General features: G+C 62.1%; 15 protein-coding genes, 9 pseudogenes and 1 other annotated feature. Of the genes and pseudogenes, 10 read left to right on the plus strand and 14 right to left on the minus strand.

Going from position 1 to position 21,101, the window contains the following annotated elements:
- Positions 1–10 precede the first annotated feature (10 nt).
- From AC3B5T_RS03925 to AC3B5T_RS03945, 5 genes and pseudogenes are all read right to left on the minus strand, one after another.
- Positions 11–436 (minus strand): annotated as a pseudogene (locus tag AC3B5T_RS03925) (MlaD family protein); the annotation flags it as partial.
- Entirely contained in the window at positions 433–1,446 is a 1,014-nt protein-coding gene (locus AC3B5T_RS03930) for an MlaD family protein (RefSeq protein WP_006369624.1), read from the minus strand. The gene AC3B5T_RS03930 and the pseudogene AC3B5T_RS03925, both read right to left, overlap by 4 nt.
- The gene (locus AC3B5T_RS03935; RefSeq protein ID WP_005195121.1) at positions 1,443–2,480 is read right to left on the minus strand and encodes an MlaD family protein; all 1,038 of its coding nucleotides are present in this window, start codon (positions 2,478–2,480) and stop codon (positions 1,443–1,445) included. Before AC3B5T_RS03935 ends, AC3B5T_RS03930 begins: the two co-directional genes overlap by 4 nt.
- A gap of 9 nt (positions 2,481–2,489) precedes the next feature.
- Positions 2,490–3,353, minus strand: coding sequence for an ABC transporter permease (locus tag AC3B5T_RS03940; RefSeq protein ID WP_006369623.1), 864 nt, complete (start codon positions 3,351–3,353; stop codon positions 2,490–2,492).
- Between the two features lie 10 nt (positions 3,354–3,363).
- Complete coding sequence (locus tag AC3B5T_RS03945; protein WP_005194985.1) at positions 3,364–4,098, minus strand: MlaE family ABC transporter permease; 735 nt, start codon at positions 4,096–4,098, stop codon at positions 3,364–3,366.
- 256 nt (positions 4,099–4,354) lie between these two features.
- On the opposite strand from AC3B5T_RS03945, the gene AC3B5T_RS03950 reads away from it, so the two are divergent.
- From AC3B5T_RS03950 to AC3B5T_RS03975, 6 genes and pseudogenes are all read left to right on the plus strand, one after another.
- Complete coding sequence (locus AC3B5T_RS03950) at positions 4,355–4,831, plus strand: PaaI family thioesterase (RefSeq protein ID WP_005194983.1); 477 nt, start codon at positions 4,355–4,357, stop codon at positions 4,829–4,831.
- 172 nt (positions 4,832–5,003) lie between these two features.
- A pseudogene (locus AC3B5T_RS03955) lies at positions 5,004–5,598 on the plus strand (IS256 family transposase); the annotation flags it as partial.
- A gap of 82 nt (positions 5,599–5,680) precedes the next feature.
- Positions 5,681–6,977 (plus strand): annotated as a pseudogene (gene istA / locus AC3B5T_RS03960) (IS21 family transposase).
- Positions 6,978–6,983: 6 nt separating this feature from the next.
- Positions 6,984–7,421: pseudogene (locus AC3B5T_RS03965) on the plus strand (ATP-binding protein); the annotation flags it as partial.
- 44 nt (positions 7,422–7,465) lie between these two features.
- A complete protein-coding gene (locus AC3B5T_RS03970; RefSeq protein ID WP_005195137.1) occupies positions 7,466–7,756 on the plus strand; it encodes a transposase in 291 nt (96 codons plus the stop codon).
- Positions 7,753–8,691 (plus strand): IS3 family transposase, encoded by a 939-nt coding sequence (locus AC3B5T_RS03975; protein ID WP_020169764.1) that lies wholly within the window; start codon positions 7,753–7,755, stop codon positions 8,689–8,691. The genes AC3B5T_RS03970 and AC3B5T_RS03975 overlap by 4 nt, the downstream gene beginning before the upstream one ends.
- A 33-nt stretch (positions 8,692–8,724) precedes the next feature.
- Here the strand turns inward: AC3B5T_RS03975 and AC3B5T_RS03980 are convergent.
- From AC3B5T_RS03980 to AC3B5T_RS03990, 3 genes and pseudogenes are all read right to left on the minus strand, one after another.
- Positions 8,725–9,690, minus strand: a pseudogene (locus tag AC3B5T_RS03980) (IS256 family transposase); the annotation flags it as partial.
- 82 nt (positions 9,691–9,772) lie between these two features.
- Positions 9,773–10,711, minus strand: a complete 939-nt coding sequence (locus AC3B5T_RS03985; RefSeq protein ID WP_020169764.1) for an IS3 family transposase — start codon at positions 10,709–10,711, stop codon at positions 9,773–9,775.
- Positions 10,708–10,998, minus strand: a complete 291-nt coding sequence (locus AC3B5T_RS03990) for a transposase (protein ID WP_005195137.1) — start codon at positions 10,996–10,998, stop codon at positions 10,708–10,710. Before AC3B5T_RS03990 ends, AC3B5T_RS03985 begins: the two co-directional genes overlap by 4 nt.
- Positions 10,999–11,307: 309 nt before the next feature.
- On the opposite strand from AC3B5T_RS03990, the gene AC3B5T_RS03995 reads away from it, so the two are divergent.
- Positions 11,308–12,566 (plus strand): IS3 family transposase gene (locus AC3B5T_RS03995; RefSeq protein ID WP_085949121.1). Its coding sequence is split into 2 segments (ribosomal slippage): positions 11,308–11,653 and positions 11,653–12,566, totalling 1,260 coding nucleotides; the frame shifts between segments, so codons are not numbered across the junction.
- Positions 12,567–12,889: 323 nt separating this feature from the next.
- Here AC3B5T_RS03995 and AC3B5T_RS04000 read toward each other — a convergent pair.
- Together AC3B5T_RS04000 and AC3B5T_RS04005 are read right to left on the minus strand one after the other, a co-directional pair.
- On the minus strand, positions 12,890–13,240 hold the full coding sequence (locus tag AC3B5T_RS04000; protein WP_005194698.1) for an integrase core domain-containing protein: 351 nt from the start codon (positions 13,238–13,240) through the stop codon (positions 12,890–12,892).
- A 105-nt stretch (positions 13,241–13,345) separates the two neighbouring features.
- A pseudogene (locus tag AC3B5T_RS04005) lies at positions 13,346–13,678 on the minus strand (IS3 family transposase); the annotation flags it as partial.
- Between the two features lie 137 nt (positions 13,679–13,815).
- Here AC3B5T_RS04005 and AC3B5T_RS04010 point away from each other — a divergent pair.
- The 3 genes and pseudogenes from AC3B5T_RS04010 to AC3B5T_RS04020 all read left to right on the plus strand — a co-directional run.
- A pseudogene (locus AC3B5T_RS04010) lies at positions 13,816–14,583 on the plus strand (IS256 family transposase); the annotation flags it as partial.
- Positions 14,584–14,606: 23 nt separating this feature from the next.
- A protein-coding gene (locus tag AC3B5T_RS04015; RefSeq protein ID WP_137811086.1) for an IS3 family transposase occupies positions 14,607–15,859 on the plus strand; the annotation gives its coding sequence in 2 pieces (ribosomal slippage) (positions 14,607–14,901 and positions 14,901–15,859; 1,254 coding nt in all).
- Positions 14,891–15,022: a sequence feature (AL1L pseudoknot), on the plus strand. Its footprint overlaps the gene before it by 132 nt.
- 30 nt (positions 15,860–15,889) lie before the next feature.
- Positions 15,890–16,408, plus strand: a pseudogene (locus AC3B5T_RS04020) (transposase); the annotation flags it as partial.
- A 61-nt stretch (positions 16,409–16,469) separates the two neighbouring features.
- Here the strand turns inward: AC3B5T_RS04020 and AC3B5T_RS04025 are convergent.
- The 4 genes and pseudogenes from AC3B5T_RS04025 to AC3B5T_RS04040 all read right to left on the minus strand — a co-directional run.
- Positions 16,470–16,715: pseudogene (locus AC3B5T_RS04025) on the minus strand (IS3 family transposase); the annotation flags it as partial.
- A gap of 232 nt (positions 16,716–16,947) precedes the next feature.
- Positions 16,948–17,256 (minus strand): IS3 family transposase, encoded by a 309-nt coding sequence (locus AC3B5T_RS04030; RefSeq protein ID WP_005194694.1) that lies wholly within the window; start codon positions 17,254–17,256, stop codon positions 16,948–16,950.
- A gap of 113 nt (positions 17,257–17,369) precedes the next feature.
- Positions 17,370–20,393 (minus strand): MMPL/RND family transporter, encoded by a 3,024-nt coding sequence (locus AC3B5T_RS04035; protein WP_005194693.1) that lies wholly within the window; start codon positions 20,391–20,393, stop codon positions 17,370–17,372.
- Between the two features lie 91 nt (positions 20,394–20,484).
- Complete coding sequence (locus AC3B5T_RS04040; protein ID WP_005194691.1) at positions 20,485–21,093, minus strand: TetR/AcrR family transcriptional regulator; 609 nt, start codon at positions 21,091–21,093, stop codon at positions 20,485–20,487.
- Between the last annotated feature and the right edge of the window lie 8 nt (positions 21,094–21,101).

Raw genomic sequence — 21,101 nt, forward strand, 5'->3', positions numbered from 1 at the left:
CGGGAGGGATCATGTCGTAGGTGCTGCTTGTCTGCTCCAGTGGGATTGCACCGTCGAGGGCCGACGGGCCTGAACCTGGGTCGAGGTCCAATACACGTCCACCAATAGGGGTGATGAGACGGACGTTCGCCGTCGCGTCCGACCGAACGGCAATCGAGTCATCCAGCCGGAATCGCACGGTGATGAACGTTCCGGTCAGGTCGACTGACGCGACCTTGCCTTTCCTGATCCCGGCGATACGTACCTGGTCGCCGGCTTCCAATCCGCCGGTATTGACTAACTTGGCACTGTAGCTAGTTTGTCCGGGCGGTGAGATGTACACAGCACCCGCCACGACGAGGCCGGCCACCGTGACCATCGTAACGACTCCCGCCAGGATGAGGTCGCGCCGACGCTGCGGGCGGTGATGCGGACGCTTATCGAAGAAGCGGGTCACTGGCACACCACCAGTCGTTGACCCATCAGGGCGATCTGCGCTGTTCTCGGTAGGTCGAGCACTCCTCGGGCGCACCCTGCCGCCGAGGACGAAGGTGTCGCTTTGGATGTAGTTTCCAGGGCGTCCAGGAGTGGCTTCAGGAGAACGGCACCGTTCAGTAAGCTTTCTGTATCCCCTGGCTCCCGCACCAATCTCTGATAAATGGCCGCGAAGCTGGTGTCGTAGGTCGACTCGATCTGCTCACCGGAGAGCACAGTCTTCGCCATCGAACGGTTGACCTCCCGCAGCGAGGCCCTCAGGCGATCGCTCACGCGGCTGAACGCATCGACGATTGACCCCAATTTGTCTATCAACTCGACCAGTTCGGCGGAGCGCCCCATCAACTGATCAGACACCTGTCCCAGGCTCGTCACAATGTTGGTGATGATCTCTGAACGCTGGTTCCCGTACTCGGTGATGTTCGCGACTTGCTTCATGACTGGTGCGATACCTCGACCGTCCCCCTGGGCGACCCGTAGCAGGTTCGACTGAAGCTCATTGATCTCGGCCGTATTCAATGTATCGAATACTGGTTTGAAACTGTTGAATAGTGTCGATACGTCGAACGACGGGACGGTCTTGTTGAGTGCCACCTGTGTGATCGACTCCTGGTCGGCGCCTTGTCCGGCATTGATGAGCTCCACATACCGCTGCCCCAGCAGGTTTTGGTAACGGACGGCGGCAGTCGTCGCGGGGGTAATCGAGACGCCGTCGTCCAGTTGGAAACGGACGATCGCTGTTGATCCCTTCAGGTCGACAGCCGTTACATATCCCACCTTCACTCCAGCGAGTCGTACCCCGTCGCGGGGCTTGAGTCCGGAAGCGTCGGCAAAAACCGCGGAATGCTGCGAACTGGAGGATCCTTCGTTGGTCGGCTGCAGAATCGCGATGATGACATACGTAAGGACGCCGATGACAGCGGTGAACGCGGTGATCTTAATGATTGTGGGTGTCAGAGACCTCAGAGTCATCCCGTGGGCCCCCCCATTCTCAATGCGCTTTGTAGAGCAGGTGAGGTCTGGACCACCAGTGCTAGCTGGAGCTGGACTCGGTCGCCGAATTTCGGCAAGGCTTTGTCGATGCCATCGAGGATCTGCGGGATCGTGTACACCGTGCGAACGAGCCCCGAGGCGGATCTGGCGACGGGCCGCGCTAGATCAAGGCCGACGTCTAACAGCGAACTCAGGGCCGGGTAATTCTTGTCGAGCAGTCCGCCGAGTGCACCGAACAGAACCTTTCCCGTGTCGCCGAGATTGCTTTTCGTGCGATCGATGTTCTGTTGAGTGGCGAAAAAGTCAGCGATATCGACGTTCTTCAAGACGCCAGGGACGAACGGCGTCATGAAGTCGGCGACTCCGGTGGACAGATTGGCTGCAATTTCTAGGTCCTCCCCGACCGGCCGTTTCTGGACATCCCGCGTGAGCTTCGCGATCTGGAATACGAGTTTTCCGCTATCAGACATTGCCTGCGAATCCTCGACGATGAACCTCACCACCGCTTCGAACGAGGGCTGGTCCAGTGCCTCGACCAGCGTGGAGATCTTGCGAACAAGTGTTGACACCGAGGTCTGTTCAGACTGCAACCTGCTTACGTAGACACTCCCGCCGGAACCGATGGGCGGTCCGTGTCCAGGATCTACGATTTCCAGTGCCGTCGGTCCCAGTGCGTTTGCCGAAGTGTAATTCACCGTCATGCCCTGCCGGAGATCTAGGTCGTTGCCGGAACCGGTGAAGTTGATTTTGACCGTCGCGCCACGGTCTCGAACCGAGATGCTCGAGACCTCGCCCACGGTGAACCCAAGGTACTTCACTTCCGATCCCCCCTTCAATCCGTCGCCTATCGCGTCGGTGTTGATGGTCAACGACGTGTGATCGCTGAAGTCACCGTTAGCGTCACTTATCAGTAAGTAGGCAGCTATCGCGCCGAGGATTAAGAGGGCGACCCCCCGAAGGACCAGGTTCCCGTGCGATGGTTCGCGCCCGGACGGATCATGAAAGACAGCCACTGAACCCCCCTACCCAGAAATCCGTACGCCGGAATCGAATCCCCACATCAGAAGTGTCAGAATCATGTCCTCCACGACGATGACGATGAGGCTCGTGCGGATCGCTCGGCCGGACGCCCGGCCTACCCCCTCAGCTCCGCCTGTGGCGAAGTAGCCCTGATAGCTATGGATAATCACTACGGAAACGACAAATACAAGAACTTTGATGAGCGAGAAGATAAGGTCCTGAGGTTTGAGGAACTGGTCGAAATAGAAATCATAAGTGCCGCCGGATTGGCCGTGTACCTGTGTGACGACGAGCTTAGCGGCCGCGAATCCGAGAATAAGCGCGATGATGTACAAAGGAATCACGGTCGTGATCGACGCCACTACGCGAGTGCTGACGACGAAGGGAATGGGACGTACCGCCATAGCCTCGAGAGCGTCGATCTCCTCGGAAATGCGCATCGAGCCTATCTCAGCTGTCAACCGGCAGCCGGCTTGTGCTGCGAACCCGATCGCAGCGATCATTGGCGCAAGCTCTCGGGTGTTAGCGTAGGAAGAGATGAATCCAGTCAGTGAACCCATCCCTACGAGGTCCAGCGAGGCGTAACCCTGGATACCGATTGAGGCGCCGACGGCGATGCCGAGGATGGCGAGGACGATGGCCGTTCCACCACCGACCAAGACTGCACCTCTACCCCAGGCGAATTCTTGTATGTAGAGCAGGGTTTGGCGCCGGTATGTGGTGATGACATGGCGGATGCCGAGGACCGCGGCGATCACAAAGGTCGCGACGTGCCCCAAGCGTTCAGGTACTTGTGCAACGGGCGCGATCACGGCACCGACCGGCCGGGTGGCGGCGGAGAACCTCCGGGAGGGAACGGTGGTCACGAGGCGTTTCTCATCCAATGGTTTGGGGGACGAACATGGTTGTTAGTTGCGTGATAAAGACATTGATCACGAAGCACGCGACGACACCCAGCACTACGGTGGCATTGACCGAGGTTGCGACGCCTTTAGGGCCGCCCTTCGTCGACAGCCCGCGGTGACAAGCAATCGTCACCACGACAAGTCCGAACACAAGCGATTTGCATAGAGCGACAACGATGTCGGTTACCGATGCGAACGACGCGAACGATGCAACATAGCTGCCGGGTGTGATGCCTTGGACATCGACGCTGATGGCGTAGCCCGCCAGCAGCCCGGTGAAGACGATCAGCATGCAGAGCATCGGCGCAGTGATCAACACAGATACGAACCGAGGTGCTACGACGCGCCTGGTGGGGTTGAGTCCGAGTGTCTCCATGGCGGCAATTTCTTCGCGAATCGTTCGAGCGCCCAAATCAGAGGCAATCGCTGATCCGGCCGCGCCCCCGAGTAGAAGGGCGGTAACGATGGGCGCTCCCTGTTGAATGATCCCGAGGCCCCCAGCGGCGCCAGCAATTGACGTGGCCCCAACTTGCTGAGTGAGGCTTCCCACTTGTACCGACACGATGACACCGAATGGCACAGCTACCAGAATCGCGGGCAGAGTCGTCACGACAATAACGAACCAAGTCTGCGATACGGCTTCGCGAAACGGAAACCGTCCCGTAGCAATGTCTACCGCTACCCACCGCAGGGCCTGGCCAGCCAAGCCGAGGGTGCTACCGAAAGTGGCGGCGCCGTCCAGGAAACGGTTGGCGCCGGTCCGAGTGGTGATGGACCTCTCCTTCCCTCGTACACGGGGTATGCGCCGCTTAATGCTGGTGCGCGTTATGGACGGTACCAGGTACTGGCAGTATTACCTATAGTGTTTACAGAAAGACCGTGTCGGGACCTGCTCCCACACCTCATCGACCCCCGCACCCTGTTTGAGTAGGTGGCGGCTTAGTAAGGACAACGATCAGAAGATGACCTCAGAAGCAAGACTGCCGGCGCACTCGTCCCAGTGCATGGGCTGCGGAAGCGAAAACCCCCACGGACTTCAACTTGAGGTCTACCGGAGTGGCGAGCGGGTGTACGCCGATCACACCTTCGACGAGAGGCACCTTGGCGCGCCCGGGTTGGCGCACGGCGGAGCGATCTCGGCCGCTTGCGACGACATCATGGGTTTCACCCTGTGGATCGCGCGGACCCCCGCGGTGACCCGCACCCTGACCGTCGAATACCGTCAGCCGGTCCCTCTGCACACTCCCATTCGCCTCTCTGCTTGGATTGACCACGAGTCGGATCGCCTACTGCACATCGCGGCCGTTGGATCGTTCGATGATCGAACGTATTTCACCTCTAGCGGTGTCTTCGTCAAGGTCGACGTCGCTCATTTTCGACGGTATGCCGACCTATCAACAATCGATGACTTCTTCGCCAACTTCACGCGTACAGACTGACGCCGCAGGGGGGACTGTCGCTGATTCGGTGTAAGTGGTTTGATCGCCCCCGGCGTGGGGCAGGAGGAATCACGACGATGACCGACACAGTCGAGGGCGTGGATGCCCTGGTGGCAGGGCCAGTTGAGACTGGTCAAGAACACGATGTCACCACCGCGGATGAGGTGCGTGAGTGAGTAGCCGGCCGATCTACGCCGCGATCGGGGTTGATCTCGATGGGCACAAAGACATCCTCGGCATGTGGGCTGGCGACGGCGGCAGCGAGTCGGCCACGTTCCGGCGGGCGGTGCTCACCGACCTCAAGAACCGGGGTGCCAGGGGCATCTTCTCCCTTGTCTGTGACGGCTTGAAAGGGTCGCCCGACAGTGTGTCCGCCGCGTTTCCGTTGGCCACGGTACAGACGTGCATCATCCATTTGATCCGGAACACCTTCAAGTACGCCTCCCGCAAGTATAGGGACAAGATCAGCGCCGATCTCAGACCGATCTACACCGCGCTGACCGCCGCTGAGGCCCGGCTGCGATGGGAGGAATTCGCTGAGAAGTGGGGCACGCCGTACCCGGCGATCGTGACCCTGTGGGAGAGTGCGTGGGAGGAGTTCATCCCGTTCCTTGACAACGACGTCGAAATTCGACGAGTGTTGTGCTCCACCAACGCTATCGAAAGTCTCAACGCCCCGCTAGCGGCGTGCGGTGCGCGCTCGAGGGCACTTCCCGAACGAGCAGTCCGCACTCAAAACGCTCTACCTGGTGACGCGGTCGTTGGATCGATCCCGAAGGGTATGTTGACGGCGCCTGAAAACTGACCCCCTGACGACGGGTGAATTTTGACCCCCGTCTTGTTAGGAGGGTGATTTCAGTGGAGCAGTGGGCGGAGATCCGCCGTTTGCATCGCAGTGAGGGTGTGCCGATCAAGGAGATCGCGCCGGTTGGGGGTGGCCCGTAACACGGTGCGGGCGGCGTTGGCCTCAGACACCGCGCCGAAGTACTCGCGACCGGCGAAGGGCTCGGTGGTCGATGCGTTCGAACCGCAGATCCGGGCGTTGTTGCGGGAGTATCCGACGATGCCGGCGACGGTGATCGCGGAGCGGATCGGGTGGACGAGATCGTTGACTGTCCTCAAAGACCGGGTCCGGGTGATTCGCCCGGAGTTTCGTGGGGTAGATCCGGCCGATCGGGTGATCTATGAGCCCGGCGGCTGTTCGCAGTGGGATCTGTGGTTCCCGGACTACCGAATCCCAGTGGGCCACAATCAATTCGCCATGTTACCGGTATTGGTGATGACATTGGCGTTCTCCCGATACCGGTCGGCGGTGATGATCCCGTCGCGCCAGGGCGGAGACATCCTGACGGGGATGTGGCTGCTGCTGTCGCAACTGGGCGCGGTGACCCGCAAGCTGGTGTGGGACCGCGAAGCCGCGATCGGCCCCAAGGGCACACCCACCGCGCTGGCCGCAGGATTCGTGGGCACCTTGGGCACTCGGCTGGAGCTGGCGCCACCGCGAGACCCCGAGTACAAGGGCATGGTCGAACGCAACAACCGATTCTTCGAGACCTCGTTCCTGCCGGGCCGCCAGTTCGCCTCACCGGACGATTTCACCGCCCAGTTCGATCGGTGGCTGGCCGATCATGCCAACACCCGAGTGGTGCGCGCGATCGGTGATCGACGCCCGTGTGATGCGCTCGCCGAGGACCTCGAGCAGATGGCCGGGCTTCCCCCGACCGCACCTCATATCGGGTTGAGTAGCCGGGTGCGACTCGGTCGCGACTACTACGTACGTGTGGCCGGCAATGACTATTCGGTGCACCCGTCGGTGATCGGTCGCTTCGTCGACATCACCGCCGACCTGCAGCAGGTGCGCATCCAGTGCGGCGAGGTCACCGTCGCCGACCACGCTCGCAGCTGGGCCAACCACGTCACCATCGCCGACCCTCAGCACGTGCGGGCAGCCAAAGAACTGCGCCGCGACTACCGCCGCCAAGACCTCGCCAACCGGGCCCGAAACGCCGCCCGCATCCGCGCCCACCCCGACGGCCACGAGGTACCGATCCGGGCGCTACCAGACTACGACGACCTGTTCGGGGTGCACTTTGCTACCCCGTCAGGTGCTCAACCACCCACCCCGTCCACTATCACTGAAAGGTGAAATACCATGTCCGACAATCACACAGGTAAGCAGATCGAGTTCGCGGCGCGGGCGTTGAAGATGCCAGCGATCCGCCGCTGCTGGGCCGAGTTGGCCGAGCGGGCCCGCACCGACAACTGGACCCACGAGGAGTACCTCGCAGCGATCCTTGACCGCCAGGTCAGTGAACGCGAAGCCAACGGCACCGTGCTGCGGATCAGTGGCGCTCGCTTCCCCGCGGTCAAGACACTCGAGGACTTCAACTTCGACCGCCTTCCAGGATTGCGTCGCGATGTTATCGCCCATCTGGCCACCAGCACCTGGATCGCCAAGAGCGACAACGTGATCCTTCTCGGACCACCTGGAGTGGGTAAGACCCACCTCGCGATCGCGCTCGGGATCAAAGCCGCGCACAACGCCTACCCTGTGCTCTTCGACACCACCACCGGATGGGTCACCCGCCTTGAGGTTCCCCCCGAACCGTAGAGGCATCGATAATGAGGAGCACGATGCCAGAGAAGCGGAAGAAGTACGACCGGGAGTTTCGTGATGGGGCGGTCCGGATCGTCGAGGAGACAGGTAAGCCGATCGCCCAGGTCGCTCGAGACCTGGGGGTCAACGAGGGCACCTTGGGTAACTGGGTCAACCGGGCGCGCGCCGAGCGGGAGGGCCGCGGCGAGCTGACCGTTGATGACGCTGCTGAGCTCAAACGGTTGCGTGACGAGGTCGCCGAGCTGCGCATGGAGCGTGATGTCCTCAAGCGATCAGTGGTCCTGTGGGTGAAGGAGGCGACGAAGTGAGCGTGGCACGCTTTATCGCCGACCAGAGGACCAACTATCGGGTGCCACACGCGGTGTCCTGCCGGCTGCTCGGGGTCAGCGAGGCGTGGTTCTACAAATGGCATAAGCGGACCCAATCGCCGGGTGCGGCAACGGGTTTGCACACCACCCGCGACTATCGCCGGGACACCATCGACCGGGCCGTGGCGGTGGCGCTCGACAAGGCCCGCGGCCTGCACGGGTCACCGCGCCTGCATGCGGATCTGCGTGCTGACGGGTGGACGGTGACCGAGAAGACTGTCGCTGATTCGATGTGTCGTCAGGGCCTGGTCGCGCGGCGGATCCGCCGGCGCAACGGGCTGACCCGTCAGGACAAGACCGCCCCGAAGTTCCCCGATTTGTTGGGTCGCGATTTCACCGCACAGTGCCCCGATCAGCGGTGGGTCGGCGACATCACCGAGATCCCGACCGCGGCGGGCAAGCTGTATCTGGCCACGGTCATCGACCTCTACAGTCGCCGCCTGCTGGGGGCGGCCACCAGTCGTCACCCGGATGCAGCGTTGGCGTGTGCGGCGATCGAGATGGCGGTCGCCACGCGGGGCGGTATGCAGGCGATATGGCGTGATGACGATGCGCAGAAGCTGATTTTCCACACCGATCGTGGGTCGACGTACACCGCGAAACGGTTCACCAGGCTGTGCCAGAAGATGGGTATCCGGCAGTCGATGGGCCGGGTCGGATCGTGTTTCGACAACGCCGCAGCGGAGGCATTCTTCTCTTCTTTGGAGTGGGAAGTGTTGTCACGCAACGAGTTCCATACTATCATGGAGGCGCAGGCGGTCGTGTTGGAGTGGTGCTACGGCTTCTACAATCACCAGCGTCGCCACAGCGCGATCGGGATGATGAGTCCGGTCGACTACGAGAACACCGCAGTCACCGAGCCCGAAGCCGCATAGAGGAGTCCTCCACGATTCCGGGGGAACCACAGTCTCGGCGTCGGGGGCGGTGTAGATCGGTTTAATCGCCCGAGCGACGTCTTTGCGGTCTTTGTAGTTCACGAACCGCATCGAGTTGCGGATCAGATGCACCAGACAGGTTTGCACGGTGGCCAGCGGCCAGGTCGCCTCGATCGCTTCGGGGAATCCGGTGAGCCCGTCACAGCACACGATCAGCACGTCCTTGACGCCGCGGTTGGCCAGATTCGCACACACCCCGGCCCAGAACTTGGCGCCTTCTTCGGCCTGTATCCAGATTCCCAGCACATGCTTGACGCCGGCCATATCGACGCCAATAGCAATGTGGGCGTGCTTGTTTCGGACATGGGCGCCGTCTTTGACCTTCACCACCAGGGCGTCAAGGTAGATGACGGGATACAACGGCTCCAGCGGCCGGTTCTGCCATTCATCGACCGCGTCGAGGACCTCGTCGCAGATCTTCGAGATCGTCTCGTGCGAGAGATCGGTGCCGATCGTGGAGGCCAAATGGTGTTGGATGTCGCGCAACGTCATGCCGCCGGCGTAGAGCGAGATGATGATGTCGTCGAGGCCGCCGAGGCGGCGCGAGCCCTTCGGGACCAGCCGCGGGGTGAACGTGCCGTCACGGTCACGAGGAATGTTCGGCTCGACCGGCCCGGCCTGCGAGGCCACCGTTTTCGGGCTCGACCCGTTACGGGCGTTGGGCAACTCCCGCCCGGCCGGATCGCCCTTGGCATAGCCGAGGTGATCGGTCAGCTCGGCCTTCAGACCGCGTTCGAGGGCCAGTTTGATCAGACCTGGGATCAACCCGCCTTCGCCGGTGATCTGGACCTGGCCGGTATCGATCTGGGCGAGCAGCTCATCGACCATGCCCGAGGCCTGTAATGCCTCGGCGACTTCCGCGGTCGAGCGCGGCTCGGCCAGTTCAGGCAACTGCTCGTCGTCGTGGCCCTGCTGCTTGTCGTCTAACGCCATGCTCATAGATCTTCCTCTCACTGATGAGCACTGGACTTACACAGACCATCTGACACCTGTGGTTCCCCCGGAATCGTGGAGGACTCCTCTATGCGGCTTCGGGCTCGGTGACTGCGGTGTTCTCGTAGTCGACCGGACTCATCATCCCGATCGCGCTGTGGCGACGCTGGTGATTGTAGAAGCCGTAGCACCACTCCAACACGACCGCCTGCGCCTCCATGATAGTATGGAACTCGTTGCGTGACAACACTTCCCACTCCAAAGAAGAGAAGAATGCCTCCGCTGCGGCGTTGTCGAAACACGATCCGACCCGGCCCATCGACTGCCGGATACCCATCTTCTGGCACAGCCTGGTGAACCGTTTCGCGGTGTACGTCGACCCACGATCGGTGTGGAAAATCAGCTTCTGCGCATCGTCATCACGCCATATCGCCTGCATACCGCCCCGCGTGGCGACCGCCATCTCGATCGCCGCACACGCCAACGCTGCATCCGGGTGACGACTGGTGGCCGCCCCCAGCAGGCGGCGACTGTAGAGGTCGATGACCGTGGCCAGATACAGCTTGCCCGCCGCGGTCGGGATCTCGGTGATGTCGCCGACCCACCGCTGATCGGGGCACTGTGCGGTGAAATCGCGACCCAACAAATCGGGGAACTTCGGGGCGGTCTTGTCCTGACGGGTCAGCCCGTTGCGCCGGCGGATCCGCCGCGCGACCAGGCCCTGACGACACATCGAATCAGCGACAGTCTTCTCGGTCACCGTCCACCCGTCAGCACGCAGATCCGCATGCAGGCGCGGTGACCCGTGCAGGCCGCGGGCCTTGTCGAGCGCCACCGCCACGGCCCGGTCGATGGTGTCCCGGCGATAGTCGCGGGTGGTGTGCAAACCCGTTGCCGCACCCGGCGATTGGGTCCGCTTATGCCATTTGTAGAACCACGCCTCGCTGACCCCGAGCAGCCGGCAGGACACCGCGTGTGGCACCCGATAGTTGGTCCTCTGGTCGGCGATAAAGCGTGCCACGCTCACTTCGTCGCCTCCTTCACCCACAGGACCACTGATCGCTTGAGGACATCACGCTCCATGCGCAGCTCGGCGACCTCGTCACGCAACCGTTTGAGCTCAGCAGCGTCATCAACGGTCAGCTCGCCGCGGCCCTCCCGCTCGGCGCGCGCCCGGTTGACCCAGTTACCCAAGGTGCCCTCGTTGACCCCCAGGTCTCGAGCGACCTGGGCGATCGGCTTACCTGTCTCCTCGACGATCCGGACCGCCCCATCACGAAACTCCCGGTCGTACTTCTTCCGCTTCTCTGGCATCGTGCTCCTCATTATCGATGCCTCTACGGTTCGGGGGGAACCTCAACCCCCCACCAGTGGGGACTTTCTCATGGCCACGGACACCCCCGCATGCGCGGCGATCGTGCGCAGCCCCGGCGACGGTAACCCCACCGCCAGACCCAGCCACAACCGCAGGACTTCTCTGATCTCTTCCACAGCAACCTCCCGATAGCCCATGCCGCCGCCCCTTCCATGACTGCTCGTCACGGCCGAGTCAACGGGACCTGACCCCGGACCTTGGACACGTTGAATCCCGCAGTTCGCGGGGAGAAGCGAGATGATCAAGGTATGGCTCGGAGACACTATTCAGAGCAGTTTCGTCAGGACGCGGTGGACTTGTACGAGTCGACCCCCGGGGCCACGGTGCGCGGTATCGCCGCCGATCTTGGGGTCGAGCGCGGCACGTTGCGTCACTGGCTTGAGCGCTACGGCACCGGCCGCAAGACCGCTGCCGATGGCAGCGGGGCGGTCAGCCCGCTCAAGGCCCGCAACGGCGATGGGCCCGCTGTGGTGGGGCCAGAAAGCGCTGAGGCCAAGATCGCACGGTTGGAGAGGGAGAACGCGGCACTGCGTAGCGAGAAGCTCAAGCTGAGCACCGAACGGGAGATTTTGCGTCAGGCGGCCAAGTATTTCGCCGGGGAGACGAACTGGTGAGCCGCTTCCAGTTCGTCGCCGACCACCTCGACACCTACCCGGTCAAGTGGCTATGCGATCTCCTCGAGATCGCGTGTTCGTCGTTTTACGCCTGGCGCAAGGCGGCCCCGCGCCGGGCGGCTCGTGCGGAAGCTGATCATGTTTTGGCGCAACGTATTCGTGAGGTTCACGATGGTGACAGCACCTGTGGTGCACCGCGGATTACCGCGGAACTCAACGATGGGGTGGCGCTGGAGAACCGGGTCAATCACAAACGGGTGGCGCGGGTGATGCGCGCCCACGGCATTGTCGGTTATCGGCGGCGCCGTCGTGTGGTCACCACGATCCCTGAACCTGCCGATCGCATAGTCCCTGACCTGGTGGAACGCGATTTCACCGCGCCCGCCACGAACCGGGTGTATGTCGGCGATATCACGTATCTGCCGATCGCCGATGGCTCCAACCTGTACCTGGCTACGGTGATCGACTGCTACTCCCGACGGTTGACGGGGTGGGCGGTGGCCGATCATATGCGCACCGATCTCGTTGCCGATGCCTTGCAAGCGGCACAACAGACGCGAGGGTCGTTGTCGGGAGCGGTCTTTCACTCCGATCACGGCTCGGTCTACACCAGCAAGGCCTACGCCAACCTGTGCGCTGAACTCGGCGTGACCCAGTCCATGGGAGCGGTGGGCACCAGCGCCGACAATGCGATGGCCGAGTCGTTCAACGCCACGCTCAAACGCGAGGTCCTTCAAGATGAGCAGTCCTGGCCCGATGAGTTCACCTGCCGGCGTGAAGTCTTTGGGTGGCTCGTGCGTTACAACAACCGCCGAAGACACTCGTGGTGCGGGCACCAATCACCACTCACCTACGAAAACCGTTACGCTGCTACACTTCTACACGCAGCATAAATCCCACCCTGTGTCCAAGATCCGGGGTCAAGGCCCAACGGACAAAACAAGAGACCACCAGCGCAACGCGCCGGTGGTCCCATAACTGGCAATCCAGGTGGTCCCATCCCGATGGCAAAAATCAGCTCACAGCGGTCCCTTCACCGTGGCAAATGACACTCGCGGTACCTGACGCTTCGGCGAGAGTGTTGTCGGAGGAGTCGCGCACAGTGCTGACCGAGGGGTCGACTTTAAACTCGATCAGCCGGTCGGCATAGGCCAGCGATATGTATTGGGGGTTCATTTGGTCGACGCAAGACCATGAAGTACCCCAGGTTTAGTTCCTATGTGGTTGCGAGGGCCGGGGCGGCCGACTCGCAGATAGCTGAGGCGCCGTTGAGGGCGGCCTCGAACTCTGTGGGTGGTTGATAGTCGAGCGCTTCGTGTAGACGCTGTTGGTTGTACCACCAGACCCATTCGCAGGTGGCAAGCCCCACCTGCTCGACGGTGCGCCAAGGCCGACGCTGCCTGATCAGCTCGGTCCGTATGGTAGCCGCAACATGCCAACCGACGATCACGCGGGTGCAGGCATCGGTGACAAATTCGGTGTAGGCGAAGCCCTGCCAGGTTCGCACGCAGGTGATGTCGACGACCCATAGCTGGGACGACCCGTAGCTGGTTGGGTCGATCGGCACGAAACTGTCGCTGAACTCGGTCGGTAGGTCTGGCCGTGGTCGGGTCGGGACGGGTGGTGAAAGCCTTCGCTGCCCGCTGCACTCCGCGGACCCCGGCCAGTCGCATCAGCCGCCGGGTCTGATTCTCGGCCGATGTGGTGGCCGGCGCCGGCGGTGGTAGGTCCGTTCGATCCAGGTGACGATTGCGATCCGTAGCTGTTCACGGGTGTCCCAGCGTTGACGGTCGAGCACGTTGCGTTGCAGGAGCGCGAAGAAGATCTCCATAGCTGCGTTGTCCCCTCACGCCCCGACCTTGCCCATCGACCCCGTTGGACCGTGAGTATTCAAGGCGTGTAGGAATTTCCGCGACCGGAGCTGTGACCCTCGATCCGAGTGAACGATGCAGCCGGCCACCTCACCACGACGGGCCAGCGCGCTGTGCAACGCTGCCACGGCCAGTCGGGGGTAGCGCCCCATAGAGTGGTGTAACTCGGTGGCCGAGTTCGTTATCGACGTCGTGTCGTTAACGGATGCAGAGCGGCCACCGCGTGATCCTTCGAGTCAACCTTCCACAGAATCCTCGAGGAGTCATCGCGATGACCGCACCCCACATTGTCGACCCTGCAGGCCTTCTTGGCCAAGCCCTGGCCGAGGCATCACCAGATCTGATGCGTGAGCTGCTGCAAACCATGATCAACGCGCTGCTGTCGGCCGATGCCGACGCGGTCTGCGGAGCCGAATGGAACCAACGCACACCAGAGCGCACCAACCACCGCAACGGCTACCGCCACCGGCCACTGGATACCCGCGTCGGGACCGTCGATATCGCGGTACCCAAACTACGTTCGGGCAGCTACTTCCCCGAATGGCTCCTCGAACGCCGCAAGCGGGCCGAGTCAGCACTGATCACCGTCGTGGCCGACTGCTACCTCGCTGGAGTCTCGACCCGCCGGATGGACAAGCTGGTCAAAACTCTCGGCATCGACTCGCTGTCGAAGTCACAGGTCTCACGCATGGCCACCGACCTCGACGAGCAGGTCACAGCGTTCCGCCATCGTCGCCTCGACGAGGTCGGGCCGTTCACCTTCGTCACCGCAGATGCCCTGACGATCAAAGTCCGCGAGAACAAGCAGGTCGTCAAAGCCGTTGTCCTGCTGGCCACCGGCGTCAACGGCGATGGCCACCGTGAAGTGTTGGGCATGCAAGTAGCGACCAGCGAAACCAAAGCCTCCTGGAACACCTTCTTCGCCGATCTGGTCGCCCGCGGGCTGGGCGGGGTGCGTCTGGTGACCTCTGATGCCCACGCCGGACTGGTCGAGGCGATCGCGGCGAACCTGAACCGTCCTGGGTCTGGTGGAGACCGTGATCTCACCAGGAGAATGCCGGTATGGGTGCACTGAGGAAGTTTGATCCAGAGACGCGTGAGCGGGCTGTGAGGATGTATCACGACCACCTCGCCGAGCATGGCGGCGGAAAGCTCGCCGCCCGGAAACACGTGGGCGCATTGCTCGATATCAACCAGGCGACGTTGCGGAACTGGATCGAGAAGGACCGGCCGATCGTGACTGCGCGGGGAACGATGACGGTGGGCGAGCAGGACGCCGAGTTGGCGGCGCTTCGCAAGGAGAACGCTGAATTGCGAAGGGCCAATGAGATTTTGAAGACAGCGTCGGCGTTTTTCGCCGCGGCGGAGGTCGACCGCCGACTGCGGTGATCGTTGATTACATCGACGCTCACAAGGGTCGGTTCGGGGTCGCCCCGATCTGCCGAGTGCTCACTGAGCACGGCGTGCAGATCGCCCCGTCCACCTACTACGCCCGCACGCAAGCGGGTCCGGTCTCGGTGACACGATTGGCCGAGGCGTACGACGCTCACGCGGTCTACCAGGCGTTTCATCGCAATCGTGGCGTGTACGGCGTCCGCAAAATCTGGCACACGATGCGCCGCGAGGGCCGTGAGATGGGCCGTGATCAGGTGGGCCGACTGATGGGGATCTGCGGGATCGCCGGAGTCACCCGCGGAAAACATCGCACGATCACGACCCAGCGCGATGATCGCGCGCCGCGGCATCCTGATCTGGTGGAGCGCAAGTGGTCATTGCCGGCCAGGCCAGATCAGTGGTGGGTGGCTGATTTCACCTACTGCTGGACCCTGGCAGGGTTCGTTTACACCGCGTTTCTCGTCGATGTGTACTCGCGTCGAATCCTCGGGTGGCGGGTGATGACGAGCAAGTCGACACCGTTGGTGACCAGCGTTCTCGAACAGGCCTTGTTCACCCGACGTAGAACCGACTTCTCGTTCACTGCAACAGGTTTGATTCATCACAGCGATGCCGGAAGTCAGTACACAGCGCTGGCGTTCACCGAAGCATTACGCGACTCCGGCTTGGCCGGATCGATCGGGTCGGTCGGCGATGCACTCGACAATGCGTTGATGGAATCAGCCATCGGGTTGTACAAGACCGAACTGATCGAGCGCCAGCGATCGTGGACCGGGCGCGCAGAAGTCGAGCGCGAGACCGCCGCCTGGGTGCACTGGTACAACACCGAGCGGCTGCACTCATCGATCGGCTACTGCCCGCCCATTGAGTACGAGAGGCGCTACCGTGAGACAGCCACCTCCGAGATGGCGGTGGCCTAAACGAGGTCTCCATCCGATCCAGGACGGTTCAACCTGCCCGGCGCCGTGTGGCAACGGTGCCGTACCCACTACGCGGCCAACCTCATGGCGGTGTGCCCCAAGTCCATGTGGCCGGCGGTCAAAGCGATGCTGCACAGCGTTTATGACCAGCCCACCGCCACCGCCGTGCACGAGCAGTTCGACCGACTCCTGGAATACACCGAAGGCAGACTCCCCAAGGTTGCTGACCATCTCGGTGACGCTCGAGAGGACCTGTTGGCCTTCACAGGCTTCCCCGATGACGTGTGGCGACAGATCTGGTCCAACAACCCCACCGAACGACTCAACCGCGAAATCCGCCGCCGCACTGACGTTGTGGGTATCTTCCCCAACCGTGACGCCATCATCCGACTCATCGGCGCGGTCCTGGCCGAGCAGACCGACGAGTGGGCCGAAGGCCGCCGATACCTCGGCCTCGAGGTCCTCAACCGATGCCGACTGACCCTGACCACCGACACCACCACAACAACGGAGGCCACTACCGACCCGCTGATCGAACTGCCTGCCTGAAAGCCCGACGAAGGATCAGAAACGAGTTACACCACTACTTGGGACTTGACCCAGTCGGGACTTTCATCCGGGAATCGATGCTGTAGCCGACGATCCGCCCTGAGTGCACGTCCTTGATTGCACACAGATAGAGCTTGCCCTCACGGGTGTGGTGTTCGGTGATACCAGTGAGCCACAACCGATGTGGCTCCTCGGCGGTGAAGTCGCGCTGGACCAGATCATCGTGGACTGGTGGTCCCGGTCGTCGGCCGTTACGACCTCGCTTCTTGCCGAACACCGACCACCAGGCGTTGTCGCGGCAGATCCGCCACGCGGTCCGCTCGGCCATCGACTCACCCACGGTGGCGGCTTCCCCGGCGAGGAATCGGTAGCCGAATTCCGGGTCCTCGCGGTGGGCATCGAACAGGGCATTCGCCCGATACGCCGCGGCCAGCTTGGCATTGGTGACCGGGCTGGCCAGCCACCGGTAGTAGGGCTGGCGCGAGAGCTGAAGTACCCGACACGACACGCGACGGCAATCCCGTCGGCGGCGAGCTCTTTCACGAGCGGGTACAGCCTTTTCCCGGCAGGTTCGCCTGCGATAGATACGCCGCCGCTCGACGCAGCACCTCGTTCTCCTGCTCAAGCAGGCGGATCCGCTTACGGGCCTCGCGCAGTTCAGCGGACTCGGTCGAGGTCACGCCAGGGCTGCGGCCCCCATCAATATTCGCGCGTCGCATCCACTTGTGCAGCGTCATCGGGTGCACACCGAAGTCGTTGGCGACCTGCTCGATCGTGACGCCTTCTCCACGATCACGAGCCACCCGGATCGCATCGTCTCGGAGCTCCTGGGGGTACGGCTTGGGCACAGCTACATCCTTCCCGACCGCCCGAAGGCAAGCCAGATCAGATGTCACCTATCCGTGCAGCAGTCCCTAGCGACAGTCCCGCGCGGATACTGGGGAACTAAACCAGGAGTACGTTAAACGGTTTCGTTGTTCGGCCACCAGCTGGTTTTGCCTAGTAGTGTCGCGATGGCCGGCACGACGATGGTGCGCACTATAAAGGTGTCGAGCAGTAGTCCGATACCGATGATCAGTCCAACTTGGGTCATGATGGAGATCGAGCCAGCCATGAGGCCGAACATGCTGGCAGCGAAGATGAGGCCGGCCGAGGTGATGACCGATCCGGTGTTGGTGACGGTTCGTAGAACGCCGATTCGTATGTTGTTCTGGGATTCCTCGCGTAGGCGAGAGATGAGCAGCATGTTGTAGTCTGCGCCGACGGCGACGAGGACTATGAAAGCCAATAGCGGTACAGGCCAGGCGATCTCGGTTTTGAGGATGTGTTGGAAGATTAGGACGCCGATGCCCAGTGCCGCGGTGTAGTTGAGGACGACGGTTCCTAGGAGATACAGCGGTGCGATGAGTGCTCGGAGGAGAAGGATTAGGATCAGGCCGACGATGATGAGGGTTGCCAGTGCCAGGAGTTGAAAGTCGTCGGCGAGTAGGCGTTGCAGGTCGGCGTTGATGGCGGGGAATCCGGCGATTGCGATGTGGGAGTCCTCCAGGGTGGTGTTCGGTCTGGCGGCGTTTGCAACATCGGTGATGGTGTTGGTCAGTTGTATGGCTTCGGTGCTGTAGGGGTCGAAGCTGGTTTGTATTGCGTAGCGCACGGTATGGCCGTCGGGCGAGACGAATTGGCGAGCGACATCGACAAAGCGGCGGTCTGCGTTGGCTTGAGGTGGCAGGTAGAAGCCGGTCGCGGAGTCTGTTCCGGCGGTTTCGCGGGCGGAGGTTTGGAGTTGCGTGGCTAGGGTGGCCATCCCGGCTAGTTGCTGAAGGTTGCTGTCGATCAGCGCGGACACGCCGTCGGCGAGTTGTCGTGATCCTGCGGCGAGCTGACTCACGCCAGTTTGGAGTTGAGTGATCTTAGCGGGCAGGTCTTGGTTGTTGATGGTGCTCAGGGTGGAGTTGAGGGAGTTGACGGTTGCGGTGAGTTGGTCGGTGACCGTCGTGAGGGGTGTGTCTAGTTGTGCGAGTTGTGTTGACAGGGTGGTGATCTGGTCGAGCAGTCCACTCCCTAGTGTGGCGTTGAGGTCGCGAATCTGTGCGCGCAGGGTTGCGCACTGGGGGACTTGGGCGCACCAGGGCGCTGAGTCGAGGAGGGGTAGGATTGAGGTCACTGTTGTCAGCGCCGCGGATGTTTGGCGGGTCAGGGCGGCAAGTTGTGGGGCGTTCTGTGAGGCGCGGTCGAGTGCGGGCGCGGACGCGGCGAGCTGGCGCAGGAGTGGTTGGTACTGCTGGATTTGTTGACCGGCGGTGCTTGCTTGGGTGAGGATACCGGCGAGTGGCGTCAGGTTGAGGCGTAGCTGGGTGTCGAGTTGGGCCAGCCCGTCGGCGAGCTGGTTGGCACCGGAGCGCAACTGCTCGAGGTCGCCTTTTCGTTGCTGGCCGTCTGCGACGGCGCCTGCCACCTGGTCCCCGATCTGACCGTTCTGCCACGACAGCTCGGCCTGTTCGAGTTTGTCGCCGGTGGGGCGGGTGACGCCGATGACGCGAGTCACCCCGGGAATTTGGGATACCCGCGAAGCCATCTGCTCGAGGTCGGCAAGTCCGCTGGCGGTGCGTAGGTCGATCGGCGCATCCACCACAAGAAACTCAGCAACCGTCACATCTGTGGGGAAATGGCGGTCAAGCAGCGCATATCCCTGGTTGCTGTCGGTCGTCGCGGGTTGGCCCTGGCGGTCGTCATAGGTGATGTGGATACCCATCGCGATCGTGCTCAGCACGATCAGCCCCACCATCGTTATAGCGAGAAGGGGGACTGGGCGGCGGACGACAAGCACCGCCACGCGATTCCAGTACTTGCGCGTGAGGTCTCGTCGGGGGTTGCCCCAACCGAAGCGGGCTGCCCACTGCAGCACCGGCGGCAGCAAGGTGACAGTGGCGAGGAACCCGATGAGGATCGCGATCGCGCAGGCCGGACCCAAGGTGGAAAAGACGCTCAGTTCGCCGAACGCCATAGCCAGGAATGCCAGTGCCACCGTCGCCGCCGAGGCCAAGATGACCCGTCCGATCGTCGCTGTAGCGTCCACAAGAGCATCCGCGGTAGGCGCGCCTTGGCGCAACCGCTCGTGATAGCGGCTGATGAAAAAGACTGAGTAGTCCACCCCGGCCCCGAGCAGAATGACCGTCATGAATGCGACGGTGAACTGAGACACCGGCATTCCGAGCTCACCTAGTGCGGACAAGACGCCGCGGCCCACCCCAAGGCTGACACCAATCACCAGCAACGGCACCAGTGCTGTGAACAGCGATCGGTACACCACCAGCAAGATCAGGGCGATCAGCGCGACTGTGGCCAAAGTGATCACGACCAGGTCGCTCTCGGCACTCACGATCTGATCACTGAAGGTGGCTGCGGGTCCGGTGACATGAACCGCGGTACCAGTATCTTCAAACACCCGGCGTGCGGTTTCGCGGACGGTTTCCACCGCATGAGTCGCCGCCGGACCGCCCAGGGTCCCCGAGACCCCGACGGGCAGATACCAGGCCTTGCCATCCTCACTCAACGCCTGGCGGGCAGTGATCGGATCCGACAGCAAGTCACGAACCGATTGCACATCGTCAAAATTTTCACGGAGCTGTAGGACCAACGCGTCGTATCGCTCTCGCGTGACCTCTGTAAGCCCATTCGGGTTCTCCATGGTCACGAAGACAGTGGTCTTAGCGCCCTTTTCCCCGAATGCGCCACCCATTTGATCAAGAGCTTGAAAGGACGGAACCCCTGCAGGGATCGGATCTACCGATTGCTGCCGCACCACCGTCTCCAACTGAGGAAACAGCACCGCCAACACCACCCCGACAGCTATCCACACCCCGATGACCAGGGACTTGTGCGTCAAAGTGAACCGCGCGATTCGTCCCAACGTGGAGCTGTACTCGCTGCGCTCGACCAACGGCCGCCTTGCCAAGCGCTTGTCATCGGGACGATGGACCACCATACGCAGTACCTCACCAACTCATCTGGCCCACAGTGGAACCATCGGTAGCGCTACGCTACAAGTTGTAGCGTAAAAGTGGAAGGCGGTGAGGCTATGTAGGCGGGCGCCGCCTGTGCGCCGCAAGAAAGTCATCGACGAGGCGCTCGAGATCAGCGACATCCATCGCGCGAATCCCGGTGAGCTTGGCGAAGACCAGAGGGCCTGCCAGCTGAGTGATCGCCATGGTCAAGTCCGGATCGTCGAGTTCAGCGGCGGCCGCGCTACTTGTCAACACTCGATCAAAGGGTTCTCGGTACTGGTTGACTACGCGCATCCGCAACGGCCCCAATGCGTTTGGTTCTTCGCCAGGTTGCTTGGGAACCATTGCCAACCAAGCCAGTGTGGTCAACTGCAACGGAGCCTGTTCGATGAGAGCAGCCTGGCGTTGCATCAATGTGACCAGGTCATCGCGAATCGATTGCGAGGTTTCAGGGTTGTCCACCTGAGGCAACAACCGCTCGAAGGCTGCTGCCACCAGGTCCGTGGTGCTCTCAAAATGTCGATACAGCGTGGTGCGGGCTACGCGAGATAGCCGGGTTACAGCCTCCACGGTGACCGCTTCGACCCCACCGCTGCTGAGCAGGGTCGCGGCAGCATCCAACAACCGCGCCCGCGAGCGAACCCGCCTCGGGTCCACATCATCGATATCGGCGATCTCCACCCTTGCCC

This window comes from Gordonia sp. G4, assembly GCF_057770005.1.

Coding starts and splice junctions, on each gene's coding strand:
- AC3B5T_RS03930 (WP_006369624.1), bottom strand. CDS start 1,446: ATGACTCTGAGGTCTCTGACACCCACAATCATTAAGATCACCGCGTTC.
- AC3B5T_RS03950 (WP_005194983.1), top strand. CDS start 4,355: ATGACCTCAGAAGCAAGACTGCCGGCGCACTCGTCCCAGTGCATGGGC.
- AC3B5T_RS03970 (WP_005195137.1), top strand. CDS start 7,466: ATGCCAGAGAAGCGGAAGAAGTACGACCGGGAGTTTCGTGATGGGGCG.
- AC3B5T_RS03990 (WP_005195137.1), bottom strand. CDS start 10,998: ATGCCAGAGAAGCGGAAGAAGTACGACCGGGAGTTTCGTGATGGGGCG.
- AC3B5T_RS04035 (WP_005194693.1), bottom strand. CDS start 20,393: ATGGTGGTCCATCGTCCCGATGACAAGCGCTTGGCAAGGCGGCCGTTG.